10 protein-coding genes and 2 pseudogenes are annotated in these 14,831 nt (G+C 69.5%); 5 read left to right on the forward strand and 7 right to left on the reverse strand.

Features of this window, described 5'->3' with window-relative positions:
- Positions 1-54: 54 nt before the first annotated feature.
- Entirely contained in the window at positions 55-234 is a 180-nt protein-coding gene (locus G6048_RS40400) for a VOC family protein (RefSeq protein WP_165344585.1), read from the forward strand.
- Positions 235-331: 97 nt separating this feature from the next.
- On the opposite strand, the gene G6048_RS40405 is transcribed toward G6048_RS40400, so the two are convergent.
- Complete coding sequence (locus G6048_RS40405; protein ID WP_165344586.1) at positions 332-2,089, reverse strand: TIGR03767 family metallophosphoesterase; 1,758 nt, start codon at positions 2,087-2,089, stop codon at positions 332-334.
- 232 nt (positions 2,090-2,321) lie between these two features.
- Positions 2,322-2,820 (reverse strand): annotated as a pseudogene (locus G6048_RS40410) (NUDIX hydrolase).
- A 281-nt stretch (positions 2,821-3,101) separates the two neighbouring features.
- Between G6048_RS40410 and G6048_RS40415 the strand changes: the two are divergent.
- Positions 3,102-6,422 carry a S8 family serine peptidase gene (locus G6048_RS40415; RefSeq protein WP_165344587.1) on the forward strand — a complete coding sequence of 1,107 codons (3,321 nt, stop codon included), beginning with the start codon at positions 3,102-3,104 and terminating at the stop codon, positions 6,420-6,422.
- Between the two features lie 111 nt (positions 6,423-6,533).
- Here the strand turns inward: G6048_RS40415 and G6048_RS40420 are convergent, their stop codons facing one another.
- Together G6048_RS40420 and G6048_RS40425 are read right to left on the reverse strand one after the other, a co-directional pair.
- Positions 6,534-7,328, reverse strand: a complete 795-nt coding sequence (locus G6048_RS40420) for a hypothetical protein (RefSeq protein ID WP_165344588.1) — start codon at positions 7,326-7,328, stop codon at positions 6,534-6,536.
- Between the two features lies 1 nt (position 7,329).
- On the reverse strand, positions 7,330-7,890 hold the full coding sequence (locus tag G6048_RS40425; protein WP_328828395.1) for a sigma-70 family RNA polymerase sigma factor: 561 nt from the start codon (positions 7,888-7,890) through the stop codon (positions 7,330-7,332).
- Between the two features lie 194 nt (positions 7,891-8,084).
- Between G6048_RS40425 and G6048_RS40430 the strand changes: the two genes are divergently transcribed.
- On the forward strand, positions 8,085-9,101 hold the full coding sequence (locus G6048_RS40430; protein ID WP_165344590.1) for an aspartate-semialdehyde dehydrogenase: 1,017 nt from the start codon (positions 8,085-8,087) through the stop codon (positions 9,099-9,101).
- Between the two features lie 237 nt (positions 9,102-9,338).
- Here G6048_RS40430 and G6048_RS40435 read toward each other — a convergent pair whose 3' ends face one another.
- Together G6048_RS40435 and G6048_RS40440 are read right to left on the reverse strand one after the other, a co-directional pair.
- Entirely contained in the window at positions 9,339-9,938 is a 600-nt protein-coding gene (locus tag G6048_RS40435; RefSeq protein WP_165344591.1) for a Uma2 family endonuclease, read from the reverse strand.
- 125 nt (positions 9,939-10,063) lie between these two features.
- Positions 10,064-10,540 (reverse strand): DUF1203 domain-containing protein, encoded by a 477-nt coding sequence (locus G6048_RS40440; RefSeq protein ID WP_165344592.1) that lies wholly within the window; start codon positions 10,538-10,540, stop codon positions 10,064-10,066.
- 123 nt (positions 10,541-10,663) lie between these two features.
- On the opposite strand from G6048_RS40440, the gene pepN reads away from it, so the two are divergent.
- Positions 10,664-13,243, forward strand: coding sequence for an aminopeptidase N (pepN, locus tag G6048_RS40445; RefSeq protein WP_165344593.1), 2,580 nt, complete (start codon positions 10,664-10,666; stop codon positions 13,241-13,243).
- A gap of 89 nt (positions 13,244-13,332) precedes the next feature.
- Here pepN and G6048_RS40450 read toward each other — a convergent pair whose 3' ends face one another.
- Positions 13,333-14,610 (reverse strand): M14 family zinc carboxypeptidase, encoded by a 1,278-nt coding sequence (locus G6048_RS40450; protein ID WP_328828397.1) that lies wholly within the window; start codon positions 14,608-14,610, stop codon positions 13,333-13,335.
- Positions 14,611-14,673: 63 nt separating this feature from the next.
- Here G6048_RS40450 and G6048_RS48940 point away from each other — a divergent pair.
- A pseudogene (locus tag G6048_RS48940) lies at positions 14,674-14,831 on the forward strand (GNAT family N-acetyltransferase); the annotation flags it as partial.

Raw genomic sequence — 14,831 nt, forward strand, 5'->3', positions numbered from 1 at the left:
GGCTTGGGGGCAGGATGCTGACCGGGATTGTGATCGACGCGCTATGTCACGCGTATGGACCGCTTCTGGCTGGACGCGACGCGGGGCCTGACGGGCGGCCTGCAGTTGCGGTTCGTGCCGACTGCGAAGCCGAAGGCGGAGCTCAAGAACCGGCTCCACCTCGACCTGGCAGGGGGGCCGGACTGGGAGGCCGAGGTGGCGCGCCTGCTCACACTCGGTGCGACACGTCCTTGAGGAAGCACTTCCGGAGGAACTCGTCGTCCGCCGTGTAGTTGAAGATACCGCTCGTGTGGTTTTGAGCCCGTCGCCCCGCTCTCCCGGTTCCCCGGAACTACCCCTTGCTCAGGACCAGTTCCGTGTTCCGGTCCCCCGGATCGCCCGAGAGGGTCGAGCGGGAGCCCGGGGCGTTGAAGGACAACTCGCGGTACAGGGCCGCGAGGCCCGTCTGGGTGAGGTCGGCGAAATCCGTGCGGTGCGGGGCCGCGGATTCGATGAGGGTGGTGAAGAGGGAGATCGTGCCGTCGTGGTTGTCGACTACCTCGATGACGCGGGCCAGTTGGGGGAAGTCGATGTGGGAGGCCGTGGAGATCTCCCAGAAGGAACGGTTGCCGGGGGCGGGGTGCGGGGTGATGTTGTTCTTGTGGCTGTGGCCGTTCACCCAGGCCAGGGTGGAGCGGTAGCTGCCGAGGAGGGCGAGGACCTCGTCGCCGCCGTGGCGGCGCTCGCCGGGGTGGTTGGGGTCCTCGCGGAGGTTGCGCATCGACTTGCTGGTGTGGTGGCTGAAGACGATGACGTGTTCCTTGTTCTGCTCGGCCGCCTTCAAGGTCCGCTCCAGCCACCGCAGTTGGGCCGTGCCCAGCGAGCCCTCGTAGTGGCCGCCGGGGTCGGTGCTGTCGAGGCTGACGCCGAGCAGGTCTTCCGCGATGCGGAAGGTGTAGTACTGGGTCTTCGCGGCGAGGTTGGCCTGCGAGTAGCCGTGCCCGATGGGGCCGGGACCCGTGTGCGCCGGGTCGAGGTGCGCCTGGAGGTACTCGGCGGCCGTGAAGGGCGCCCGCCCCTCGTCCGGAGTGACCGAACGCATCTTCCGTGCCTGCGACTTGAGCATGTCCTTGAAGGCCGAGCCCTTGGGATCGCCGCCCTTCTTGACGTTCTTCCAGATGGCGGCGCCGATCGTCTCGTCCAGCGACATCAGCTTCTTGCCGCCGACGGCGTACTCGGCGAAGAAGGGGTCGCCGGGCGCGTAGCAGCCGCCGGGCAGGGAGTCGTGGTTGCCCACCGTGGAGTACCAGGGCAGGTTGAGGCCGGGGCTCCGCAGTTCGCGTACGGCGGCGGCGAGGAAGCCGTCGATCTTCGGGAAGCCGAGTTGCTTGTCGCCGTCGCGGACGTCCGCGTCGGGCTGCCAGTACAGCTTGAGTCCGCTGTTCTGGACGCCCTCGTAGCCCTTCGGGTCACCGGAGTTGGGGGTGATACGGCCGCCGCTCATCGCCTTCAGGAACCAGTCCAGCTCCGTCTTGGCGTTGTTGTCGGTGTTGTCGCCGGTGGTCATCACGAAGTGCAGCGGGGAACCGGTGACCGGAGCGCCGCGCAGCGCGTTGACCCGCTCGACGAGCGAGACCGCGCCGGCCACCGACAGCGACTCCTGCGGACGCCAGGCGCTGGCGGTCTGGGCGCGCAGGTACTCGTACCGCAGCGGATGCTGTACGTCGACGATGTGCAGGTCGGTGAACTGCACGAACGCGGCCAGCGCGGTGCGGCGTTCGCCGCGGCCCGCCTTGGGCGCGGCCAGGTCGCCGCGGACGACGCGCTGCCAGGCGGGGCCGTCACCGAGCCGCCGGAAGCCGGTGGAGTTGAGCGGCGCCGCGACCGAGGCGAGTGAGGTGCCGCGGGTGTACGGCATGAGGGGCGCGGCGGGTGCCTGCCGGGACGACAGGGCAACGGCCTGCCCCTCGCCGGCGGCGGGGACGGTGCTCCCGCCGCGGTCCGGGCGGAGCGCGAGGCCGATACCCGCGGAGAGTGACACCGCCCCGGTGGCGGCCAGGAAGGCGCGGCGGTCACGAACGGATGTGGCGACAGAGCGTATGCGCGACATGGCGCGGTCTCCCTGAGTGCGAACGCGTCAGCAGTGGTCGCGGGAGGTTCGCTGACGCGAACTGCCCGCTCACAATGGATCGTTGGCACCGGGAGTGACCTGCGCGTTAACTGAGCGGCAACGGGCAACGCCGATCACCGTACGTGGATCTTGGTTACCCTCCGCGTCCACCGGCCCCTCGTCGAACGGAGGGGAGGCGGTCACTCCGTGTTCACTTTCCTGGGTACGGAACCTATTTCTCGGACACCGGCAGCCCCGCCGTACGCCCTACCGCCGGCCGCTCCCGCCAGAGCGCGAGCCCCACATCGACGAGCCCGACCCGCTCCAGATCAGGCACCTTGTCTGGGGGTCCCCCCACGCCCTTCAGGCAGTGGGGGAGGATGCCAGGCCGCCATATCCGTTGACCCGCCGGTCTCGTGGCGGAGTTCGCCTCCGGTGACGCGGGCCTCATAGACGATCCGCAGGCCCTGGAAGTCGGCGGCCGTGCCGAGCCGGCGCGGATAGCTGCGGCGGATGGAGTCGACGCCGAGCAGCGCGACGGGCTCGACCGCGTACCCGGTCTCCTCCTCGGCCTCCCGGATCACGGTGTCGTACGGATCCTCCCCGTGATCCATTCCGCCACCGGGCAGCGTCCACCGCTTGCTCCCGTCCGCCGCCACAAAGCGCGCGAGCAGCACCCGCCCGTCCCGCACGCATACGGCGTAGGCCGCCACCCTCAACTCCTTGTGCATGTACTGACGTTACGGGAGAGAGGGGATGGGGGCACCTCCCGCTCGAGCGGAGCCGAGAGTGAGGGACGGTGAGTATTCGGCGGCCGACCAGCTGTGCGCAACCAAGTCAAATGCGACGCGTACCCTTATGACGCCCTATCAACTCCATGGCGCATGGCGGGATTACGCCAACTTACTCTCGCGTACCTGTCAACTCTCCCCAAACATGCATCTCTTACGTAAAGCTGAGCGGTCATCCGGGTTCACATACCGGACTCATGCTCGTCCTTTACCTAACAGGGATGCTGATGACCCCCACTCCCGAGCCTCAGCGCACTCCGATCAGAGGCGCGAGACACGTGGCCAGAATTGCAGTGGCCGCAGGCCTGGTAGCTGCCCTCTCCGCGGCAGGGCCGATACCCATGGCCTTCTCCGCGGACGACCCGGCCGCCCGTGCGACCACCGACCCAGCCCTCAAGTCCGCGGAGGACAAGCTCGGTTCGGCCGATGCCGACCTGCTCGCCGAGGCCAAGGCCGACGGCGAGAAGAACGTCACGATGATGATCGCCACCGCGCCCGGTGAGACCGAGAAGGTCGCCGACCAGCTGGACGCGGTCAAGGGCGGCTCCGTTGGCCGCACCTACGACAAACTCGGCTACGTCCGCGCCACCGTGCCCACGGCCAGGGCCGAGGCCGCCGTCGACGCCGCCGCGAAGCTCCGCTCCGTGCACGGCATCGACCTGCGGCACGAGATCGCCCTCGAGGACCCGACTCCGGGCATCTCGGGCGCCAAGGCCGAGGCCACGGCGAAGAGTTACCCGGCCCCGGGCAAGAACACCCCGGCGGAGAACCCGTACAACCCGTCCTTCGAGACGGGCGCCGTCGACTTCGTGAAGAAGAACCCGAAGGCTGACGGGCGCGGCGTCACCATCGGTGTGCTCGACACGGGTGTCGACCTCGGCCACCCGGCGCTGCAGAAGACGACCACCGGCGAGCGCAAGATCGTCGACTGGGTGACCGCGACCGACCCGCTCGTGGACGGGGACGCGACCTGGCGCCCGATGGTGAACGCGGTCTCTGGCCCGGTCTTCACCTGGGACGGCGAGACCTGGCAGGCCCCGGCGGGCGAGTACAAGGTCAGCCGCTTCCGCGAGTCCGCCACCGCCGGCGGCGACGCGAACGGCGACGTCAACCGCGACGGTGACAAGACGGACAGTTGGGGCGTGCTGTACGACGCCGCGTCCGGAACCGCGCGCGTCGACCTGAACGACAACAACGACTTCTCCGACGACGCCGCCATGAAGCCGTACAAGGACGGTTTCCAGATCGGCTACTTCGGCAAGGACGACCCGGCGACCGCTGTCGCCGAGCGCCAGCCGTTCGTCGTGGAGATCCGCAAGGACGTCCCGATGGACCCGCTGGGCGGGGACTGGGTCGGCAAGAAGGCCGACTTCGTCAACATCGGCATCATCGAGTCCGAGCACGGCACGCACGTCGCGGGCATCACCGCCGCCCACAAGATGTTCGGCGGCAAGATGAACGGCGCGGCGCCCGGCGCCAAGGTCGTCTCCTCGCGTGCCTGCATCTTCGGTGCCGGCTGCACGAACGTCGCGCTCACCGAGGGCATGATCGACCTCGTGACGAAGCGCGGCGTCGACATCGTCAACATGTCGATCGGCGGCCTGCCCGCGCTCAACGACGGCAACAACGCGCGCGCCGAGCTGTACACGCGTCTGATCGACGAGTACGGCGTCCAGCTGGTGATCTCCGCGGGCAACTCGGGACCCGGCGCCAACACCATCGGCGACCCCGGCCTCGCGAACAAGGTCATCTCGGTCGGTGCGGCCGTCTCCAAGGAGACCTGGGCGTCCAACTACGGTTCGGCCGTGGAAAAGAAGTACGCCATGTTCCCCTTCTCCTCGCGCGGCCCGCGTGAGGACGGCGGCTTCACGCCGACCCTGGTCGCGCCCGGCGCCGCGGTGAACACCGCGCAGACCTGGCTGCCGGGCGTCATAGCCCCCGAGGCGGGCTACACCCTGCCTCCCGGCTACCAGATGCTCAACGGCACCTCGATGTCCTCCCCGCAGGCCGCCGGCGCCTCGGCGCTGCTGCTGTCCGCCGCGAAGCAGAAGGGCGTCGACCTGACGCCCGCGAAACTGCGCACCGCGCTGACGTCGACCGCCGACCACATCAAGGGTGTCCAGGCGTACACCGAGGGCGTGGGCCGGATCAACATCGTCGACGCGTGGAAGTCGATCCAGAAGGGCGCCACGGCGCACGAGTACACGGTCAAGGCCCCGGTCGACACCGCCCTCGACGAGGCGCTCAAGACCCCGGGCTTCGGCACCGGCCTCTACGACCGTGAGGGCGGGCTCAAGTCCGGCCAGAAGAAGACGTACGACATCACCATCACGCGTACGTCCGGCCCGGACCGCGCGCTGCGGCACGAGCTGCACCTGGAGAACAACAGCGGCAAGACGTTCCGCATCGAGAGCTCCGACGAGGTGTCGCTGGAGCTGAACAAGCCGGTGACGGTGAAGGTCTCCGCGAAGCCGTCCTCGGCCGGCATCAAGAGCGCGATCCTCGAGGTCGACGACCCGCGCACCGAGGGCATCGACCACCAGGTCATGTCGACGGTCGTGGTCTCGGCCCCGCTGAAGTACGACTACTCGGCCTCGGGTTCGGTGCAGCGCAACAGCAACGACTCGTACTTCGTGACCGTCCCCGAGGGCGCCAAGACCCTCGAGGTCCGGATGAGCGGGCTGAAGGACAAGAGCCAGACCCGGTTCCTGTCCATCCACCCGTACGGCGTGCAGATCGAGTCGTCGTCCTCGCTCGACTGCTACAACAACTTCACCAGCCCGGACAGCAAGCCCTGCCGCCCCGACCTGCGCTCGTACACCGATCCGCAGCCGGGCGTCTGGGAGATCGAGGTCGAGTCGCGCCGTACGTCGCCGCTGCTCGACAACCCGTACAAGCTGGACGTCGCCGTCCTGGGCGCGAGCTTCGACCCGGAGCTCGTGACCATCCCCGAGGCCAAGGTCGGCACCCCGGCCGATGTCTCCTGGAAGGTGACGAACAAGCTCGAGCCGGTCGAGGGCAAGCTCGCGGGCGGCCCGCTCGGCTCCTCGAAGAGCGAGCGGCCGGCCATCGCCGAGGGCGCCAAGCAGACCACCACGGTCGAGGTGCCCGCGGGCGCCGAGTCGCTGGACGTGTCCATCGGCAACGTGTCGGTCGCGAACGCCGACCTCGACCTGAACGTGTACGACGCGGAGGGCAACGAGGTGGGCAGCTCGGCCGACGGCGACTCGGAGGAGTCCGTCTCGATCCCCAAGCCCGCCGCCGGCAAGTACACCGTGGAGGTCCTGGGCTATGCGGTCCCGGGCGGCTCCACGGAGTACGACTACCGTGACGTGTTCTTCTCGGCCGCACTCGGCACGATCGAGGCCGACGACAAGCAGGTGTCGCTCGGCACGGGCGAGTCGGCGACGTTCTCCGGCAAGGTCACCGCGGCTGCCGCGGCGCCCGAGGGCCGCGAGTTCTTCGGCCAGGCACAGCTCGTGAACGCCCGCGGCACGGTCGCGGGCACGGGCAGCGTGGTGATCGAGAAGGTCACGCCGTAGTAGTGGCGTAGTAGTTCGGTGTATGGCTGCGGTCTCTGACTGCGGTTTCTGTACGACTGTGGGCGGGCGTCCGGTGTGTACCGGGCGCCCGCCCCTTTTGACCTCCCTCGGTCACTCCTCCGGCGGCGGGCACTTCAGACCGTGTGCCCCGGGCAGCGCGTCGACGAGTTCATCGCGGGCGTCGGCGGCCTCGGGGCCGACCTTCCACTCCTGCGGTTCCTGCGTGTGGATCGGCACCCGCACCAGGGCGTCGACGCCCACCTTCAGGTCCGCGCGCGCACTGTCGTACAGGTTGACGGCGATGGTCGGGTGTTCGGCCACGGTCCGCTCGGGCCGGAGGTAGCGCTTCACCTCCAGTACGACCCGTACGTCTCCGTCGTCACGACGCGTGACGCTCAGTACGGTCCCTTGGACGAGGACCTTCGAGCAGGCGATGTACGGCTCGGGGGCGAACGGCTTCTCGCCCTGCTCGTTCCTGGCGGTGTCCTCGCCGCTGCTGCTTTCGGCCTTGCCGGCGGCGGAGTCGGAGCTGACGCCGGCGTCACCCCCGCCACTGTTCTGTACGCCGAGCCATACGAGCCCGCCGAGCAGCGTGGTGCCCATGGCGATCACGAGGGCGCCCACGGCCAGGCCCGCGTAGCGCCGGGGCTGCCATGATCGCGCGGGCTTGGCGGGCTTCGGCGTCGTGACCGGCACGGTATCCGCCGGGGACCGCTCGCTCTCCGCGGCCAGCGCCTCCCCCATGACCATCAGCTGCTCGCGCAGCGCCGCCACGTCAGCCACCGCCGACCGGTGTTCCGCCATGAACTCCGGGTCGTCCAGGGCCTCTTGGGACAGCGGTTCATCGGTGATCGCGGCCAGCAGTGCGTCGGTTCGCGCATCGCCTTCGGCCTCGTATCCGGCCACGTCACACCACCTCGTCCTCGTGCAGGCGGGCGCGCAGCGCGCGGACCGCCGTGTGCAGCCTGCTCTTGACCGTGCCCTCCGGGATGCCGAGCTCCTCGGCGATGCCGCGGACCGGCAGATCGGCGTAGAAGCGCAGGACGAGGATCTGCCGCTGGGCGTCGGGCAGCTCGTCCAGGCCCTGGGCGACGGCGAGGGAGAGCACCTTCGTGTCGTCGCCCGAGACGTCGACGGGCTCCAGGTGGCGCAGTGCGGCGAGGCGTTCCCCGACGCGTTCCTGGCGGCGCCTGGCCCGGTGCCAGTCCATCGCCAGGTTCGACGCCACGACCGCCGCCCACGCGGACACGTCGCGCGGTGCCTCGGCCCCGCTCGCGGCCCGCTCCAGGAGCCGCAGCCGGACCTGCTGCACCCCGTCCGGCAGGTCCGACTGCGGTACGCCGCCGAGCGCGAGCACCGCACGCACCCGGCGTTCCTGGGCCGCGTCCAGCGGATCGTCCGCCGGAGCGTGGCTCCTCTGGCTGCCGCTCCCCTGGCCGCGGCGGCTTTTTCTGCGCAGCACAGCCACCCCTCCCCTCGCCCTGCCTCTACGACGCCGGTGCGGGCCAAAACGTTCGACCGAGACGTACGTCACGTCGTGCGGGCGCACACCGTCCCACTCCTCGGGCAGGAGCACAAAGGATTGGACAGCCGGGCCGGGGTGGGACGCATGATGGAATGCCGCCCATTTCGCGCAGCCACGCACAGGTAGAGGGAGTCGCCGTGAAGGTAGGAATCGTCGGAGCCACCGGTCAGGTCGGCACGGTCATGCGCAGGATCCTGGTGGAGCGGGACTTCCCGGTCTCGGAGCTGCGCCTGTTCGCCTCGGCCCGCTCGGCCGGGTCGGTACTCGACGGTGTGACGGTGGAAGACGCTTCCACGGCGGACTACTCCGGCCTGGACATCGTGCTCTTCTCGGCGGGCGGCGCGACCTCGCGGGCGCTGGCCGAGAAGGTCGCCTCGCAGGGCCCGGTCGTGATCGACAACTCCTCCGCCTGGCGCAAGGACCCGGACGTACCCCTGGTGGTGTCCGAGGTGAACCCGCACGCGATCGTGAACCGCCCCAAGGGGATCATCGCGAACCCGAACTGCACGACCATGGCCGCGATGCCGGTGCTGAAGCCGTTGCACGAGGAGGCGGGGCTTGAGGCGCTGGTCGTCGCGACGTACCAGGCGGTGTCGGGCTCCGGCCTCTCGGGCGTGGCCGAGCTGCACGGCCAGGCGCAGAAGGTGATCGCTGACGCGGACAAGCTGACGCATGACGGTTCGGCGGTGGACTTCCCCGAGCCGCAGGTCTACGAGCGCCCCATCGCCTTCAACGTGCTCCCCCTGGCGGGCTCGATCGTCGACGACGGCCTGAACGAGACGGACGAGGAGCAGAAGCTCCGCAACGAGTCCCGCAAGATCCTCGAGATCCCGGCGCTGAAGGTCTCCGGCACGTGTGTCCGCGTCCCGGTCTTCTCCGGCCACTCCCTCCAGGTAAACGCCCGCTTCACGCGCCCGCTGTCGGCGGAGCGCGCGACGGAACTGCTGGCAGGCGCCCCGGGCGTCGCCCTGTCCGACATCCCGACCCCTCTCCAGGCCGCCGGCCAGGACCCGTCCTACGTAGGCCGCATCCGCACGGACGAGACGGTGGAGAACGGCCTGGCCCTGTTCGTTTCGAGCGACAACCTCCGCAAGGGCGCGGCGCTGAACGCTGTGCAGATCGCTGAGCTGGTGGCGGCGGAACTGAGCGGCTGACGCCTGTCGGTACGAGAACGGGGCGGTCACCCAACGGTGACCGCCCCGTTCCTCATTCCTCGCGCTGGCTCACCACGTAATCCCGAATGCGAGCCAAGCTCTCGGCCCACATCCTGGCGCGGTCAAGCCGAGCCTGGGCGGAATCCAGCTCCGGATGGCGCTCGAACGCCTCGGCACGTACCTCGCGCCAGGATCGCCCCCTGTTCACTCCGCCGCCGTCCGGCTTTGCCGAACCACTCATCGCGGCGGCTTCGGCGGATAGATCTTGAACTGCCTGGTGTCCAGGCTGAAGCCGAACGGATCCGGGAGCTCGATGGAGTCGCCGAAGCTGAACGGGTCCGATGTGCGGTAGCGGAGCTTGTGCGGATCCGGATCGGAGCACAGCTCCATGGTGCCGTCATTCGGATCGACGAGCAGGTAGAGCGGGATCTCGCTCATCGCGTACCACATGCGCTTCTTGATGTAATCGCTGTCCTTGTCCGTCGAGACCACCTCGACGACCAACTCGGCACGGTCGGCGGGCAGCGGGTTCCGGTTGTCCGCGATCTTCTCGAAGGTCGTGACGGTCAGGTCGGCCTTCGGCTCGAAGCTGGAGATGTCGGAGATCAGCGCCTGCTCGGCCAGGACCTCCCAGCCCTTCTCATCGAGCTGTGTGGTCAGCTTGGCCACGATGCGGTTGTGGAACGGCGCTGCGGATGCCTGCATGACGATTTTTCCGTCGATGAGCTCGATCTTGAGCTGGTCGAGCTCAGGGAGCGTTTCCAGAAAGCGCAGCAGTTCGTGTCCGGTCTCGCCTCGCACGGTGTCCTCGGCTGTCTCGTGATGCATCAGTGTCATCGCGGCGCCTCCCTCCAGGCCGGAGCGTAGGGGCGGCGGCGTCCCGCTGATCCACGGTAACCGCAAGAACGCACTATCGGGTGAACGCGCCGCGGCGTGGAAAGGCGACGGAACCCGCTGCGCATTCAGTCCCGGCGCACCTCATAGAGGAAGCAGCCGTACTCCACCGCCCTGATGTGGACGAGCACCACCGCCGGGTCCGTGAACGCTTCCGCGAAGGCCTCGTCGAAGCTCTCCGCCGGCCCCACGAGCCGGCCGCCGAGAATGCGGCCCTCCGCCGAGTAGCGCCTCAGGACACGGTGGGCGCCCGTAAACGGGTAGCCGTCCGGCTCCGGCCCCCCGCACTCCTCCGCGTGGATGAAGACCGGCCCCTGTTCGTCGTACGCCCCCGGATCCGCACCCGTCTCCGCCGCCCAGCGGCGCAGCGGCGCGTACGAGACAAGGGCGATCCGCTCGCCGGGCTCGCTGCGGCGGAGGCAGCAGCGGACGGGGGCTCCGCCCTCGGGGTCCGCGTAGGGGGACGGCGGGCGGCCCGCGTCGTCCGTGGAGCGGAGTTCCTTCAGGGCGGCCGGTTCGATGGGGCGTGCGTGATGGCTGGTCATGCACGACAGACTGCACCCCGCCCGGCCAGGGCTCCGGCGGGAATCCGACATCGCCTTACGTGCAGCTCCCGTGGAAGGATGGCCGAACCCACACATACTCAGGTGTACCGAGGAGATGACCGCGTGCCTGGCACAAACCTGACCCGTGAAGAGGCGCAGCAGCGGGCGAAGCTGCTCACCGTTGACTCGTACGAGATCGATCTCGACCTCTCCGGCGCGCAGGAGGGAGGCACCTACCGGTCCGTGACGACGGTGCGCTTCGACGTCGAGGAGAACGGTGCGGAGTCCTTCATCGACCTGGTGGCTCCGGCCGTCCACGAGGTGACCCTCAACGGGGACCCGCTGGACCCCGACGAGGTGTTCAAGGACTCCCGGATCGCCCTGCCGGGCCTGCTCGAGGGCCGCAACATCCTGCGGGTCGTCGCCGACTGCGCGTACACCAACACCGGGGAGGGACTGCACCGGTTCGTCGACCCCGTCGACCAACAGGCCTACCTCTACACCCAGTTCGAGGTCCCGGACGCCCGCCGCGTGTTCGCGTCCTTCGAGCAGCCCGACCTGAAGGCCACCTTCCAGTTCACCGTGAAGGCCCCCACCGGCTGGACCGTCATCTCCAACTCGCCGACGCCCGAGCCCAAGGACGACACCTGGGTCTTCGAGCCGACGCCGAGGATGTCCACGTACATCACGGCGCTCATCGTCGGCCCGTACCACAGCGTCCACAGCGTCTACGAGAAGGACGGGCAGTCCGTCCCGCTCGGCATCTACTGCCGGCCCTCCCTCGCCGAGTACCTCGACTCGGACGCGATCTTCGAGGTGACGCGGCAGGGCTTCGAGTGGTTCCAGGAGAAGTTCGACTACGCGTACCCGTTCAAGAAGTACGACCAGCTGTTCGTGCCGGAGTTCAACGCGGGCGCGATGGAGAACGCGGGCGCGGTGACGATCCGCGACCAGTACGTGTTCCGCTCGAAGGTGACCGACGCCGCCTACGAGATGCGCGCCTCCACGATCCTGCACGAGCTGGCCCATATGTGGTTCGGCGACCTGGTCACCATGGAGTGGTGGAACGACCTGTGGCTGAACGAGTCGTTCGCCACCTACGCCGAGTCAGCCTGCCAGGCCTACGCCCCGCAGTCGCGCTGGCCGCACTCCTGGACGACGTTCGCCAACCAGATGAAGACCTGGGCCTACCGTCAGGACCAGCTCCCCTCCACGCACCCGATCATGGCGGAGATCCGCGACCTGGACGACGTGCTCGTCAACTTCGACGGGATCACCTACGCCAAGGGCGCCAGCGTGCTGAAGCAGCTCGTGGCGTACGTGGGCGAGGACGAGTTCTTCCGGGGGGTGCAGGCGTACTTCAAGCGCCACGCGTACGGCAACACGCGCCTGTCCGACCTGCTCGGCGCCCTGGAGGAGACCTCCGGCCGCGACCTGAAGACCTGGTCGCAGAAGTGGCTGGAGACGGCGGGCATCAACATCCTGCGCCCGGAGATCGAGACGGACGCCGCCGGCGTGATCACGTCCTTCGCGATCCGCCAGGAGGCCCCGGCACTGCCCGCCGGCGCGAAGGGCGAGCCGACCCTGCGCCCGCACCGCATCGCGGTGGGCCTCTACGACCTGGACGACGACAACGGCAAGCTGCTGCGCGACGAGCGCGTTGAGCTCGACGTGGACGGTGAACTGACCGCCGTACCGCAGCTGGTGGGCAAGCGCCGCCCCGACGTCGTACTCCTCAACGACGACGACCTCTCGTACGCGAAGGTCCGCCTCGACGAGCAGTCGCTGGCCTTCGTCACGCAGCACCTGGGCGACTTCGAGGCGTCCCTCCCCCGCGCCCTGTGCTGGGCCTCGTCCTGGGACATGACGCGCGACGCGGAGCTCGCCACGCGCGACTACGTCTCCCTGGTCCTGTCGGGCATCGGCAAGGAGTCCGACATCGGTGTCGTACAGTCGCTGCACCGCCAGGTGAAGCTGGCGATCGAGCTGTACGCGGACCCGGCCTGGCGGGAGACCGGCCTGACCCGCTGGACCGTGGCCGCGCTCGAGCACCTGCGCGCGGCCGAGCCCGGCAGCGACCACCAGCTGGCCTGGGCGCGCGCCTTCGCGGCGACGGCCCGTACGGCGGAGCAGCTGGACCTCCTGGAGGGGCTGCTCAGCGGCGGCGAGACCATCGAAGGGCTGGCCGTGGACACCGAGCTGCGCTGGTCGTTCGTGCAGCGGCTCGCGGCTGCGGGCCGGTTCGAAGCGGCGGAGATCACCGCCGAGTACGAGCGGGACAAGACGGCCGCCGGTGAGCGCCACGCGGCGACCGCGCGGGCCGCCCGTCCCACCGAGGAGGCGAAGGCGGAGGCCTGGGCCTCGGTCGTCGAGTCCGACAAGCTGCCGAACGCCGTGCAGGAAGCGGTGATCAGCGGCTTCGTCCAGACCGGCCAGCGCGAACTGCTCGCCCCGTACACGGAGAAGTTCTTCGCGGCGGTCAAGGACGTCTGGGACTCCCGCTCCCACGAGATGGCCCAGCAGGTCGCGGTCGGCCTCTACCCGTCCGTACAGGTCTCCCAGGACACCCTGGACCGCACGGACGCATGGCTCACCTCGGCCGAGCCCAGCGCGGCGCTGCGCCGGCTGGTCTCGGAGTCCCGCTCGGGCGTGGAACGCGCGCTGAAGGCGCAGGCTGCGGACGCGGCTTCCGAGCAGGAGTAGATCCGTACCAGTACGGAACTACTCCGTACGCGAGTGGGGGCGCCCGGTGTCGTACCGGGCGCCCCTTTCACGTATCCACGCGGGTCCTTTCACGTGCCCAGGAGCTGCTGGGCCAGCCTGTGCATCGTGCGGGTGTGCAGCGCGGTCTGCCGGTGGACCGGCACCCAGCGGGCGTCGAAGGTGGCGCCCAGCTCGCGGCTCCAGTCGCTCACCAGGGCATCGAGGGCGGGCGTACTGTCCGGCGTGCCCGAAACACCCGTCGTCGCATCACCGAAGGCGCCGCGCATCATCGCCGCCGCGCGCAGCGGGATGCGGCGGGCCGCGATGCCGAGGGAGACGGAGTTGCCGACGGTGGTGGCGAGTTCGGCATCGCCCAGGCCGCGAGCGTCGTGCGTGGTCCAGGTATCGACCACGCCGGGGCCGATGTCCATGAGTTCGCGGGCGGCCGTGTAGAACGGCAGCCGGGCGGGGTCACGGGGCGGCCGGTCGGCCAACGGGCCGAGTACTTCCTCCAGTTGCTTGGAACGGCTGAGCAGGATCTCCGAGGCACGGTCGATCTCCCGTCCGGGATCGGCGAGGCGGCTCGGGTCGCTCACGGCCGCCACGCTCCACAGGGGCGCCTCGACGACGGCCGACACGGTGCCGTGCCGCAACGGGTACGTCCAGGTGGAGCGGGAGGTGTAGCCGGACGGGTCGCGTTCGTCGGCCGGGCTGCCGTCGGGTCGTACGAGCACGCCGGGGCTGTCGACGAACCAGCCCATTCCATCGAACGGCCGGTATTCCAGGGGGATTTCGAGCTCCGCTGCCACCGCACGAAAGGCGTGCGGCGCGCCGGGCACGGGACGGGTGAGTTGCAGGAACGATCCGCCTGCTTCGACGCCGTGGAGGGAGAACTGCACGACGGGACTCAGCTCGTCGAGGAGCCGGGTGAGCGCACGGGACTCCGGCAGGGGCGGACGCGGATCGGCCTCGACCGGCGGGAACTCCGGCTGTCCGGCGAAGGCGGGCCGGTAGAAGCCCCGGTAGTACTCCTCCAGCGTGGGCCGCTCGGCGAACCGGCGCTCGGCGAGGGCGGCACCGTCCGGATCCAGGCACAACAGGAAGTGCCAGGTGCAGCCCCACACTTCGAGGACACCCGGGTCCCGTACGAACTCCTCGGCCAGGGCGAGCCCGGACACACCGCCGACGGGCTCATTGGCATGCGCCCCGGCCACGGTGAGCACCTGCCGCTCACCCCGCCCGATCGACAGCAGCCAGAGCGGCCGCCCGGCCCGCGACTCCCCGGCGCTCCTCAGCCGCACCACCCCAGGACGGGCCACCACCATCGCCCGCGCGGCACGTGTCAGCTCGTCGACAGTGAGGATCACGCCCCCAACTCCTCACTTCCGCACGGATATCGAGCGTTCATGACGGCCGATGGGGTCCGGTGGACCACCGCCTCGTCAAGGCTCGATGTGCCGCGTCAGGGAGTCAAGGGCGGGCATCGGATCGGTGCACTGCTGATCGGCCAGGCAGTGGAGGAGGCACGGCGTCGTGGCCTGCATCCGGTGCTCGACGTCGTCGCATCCGATACCGCGGCGGCAGCCCT

This window comes from Streptomyces ureilyticus (assembly GCF_011045025.1).
Taxonomy (GTDB): Bacteria; Actinomycetota; Actinomycetes; order Streptomycetales; family Streptomycetaceae; genus Streptomyces; species Streptomyces ureilyticus.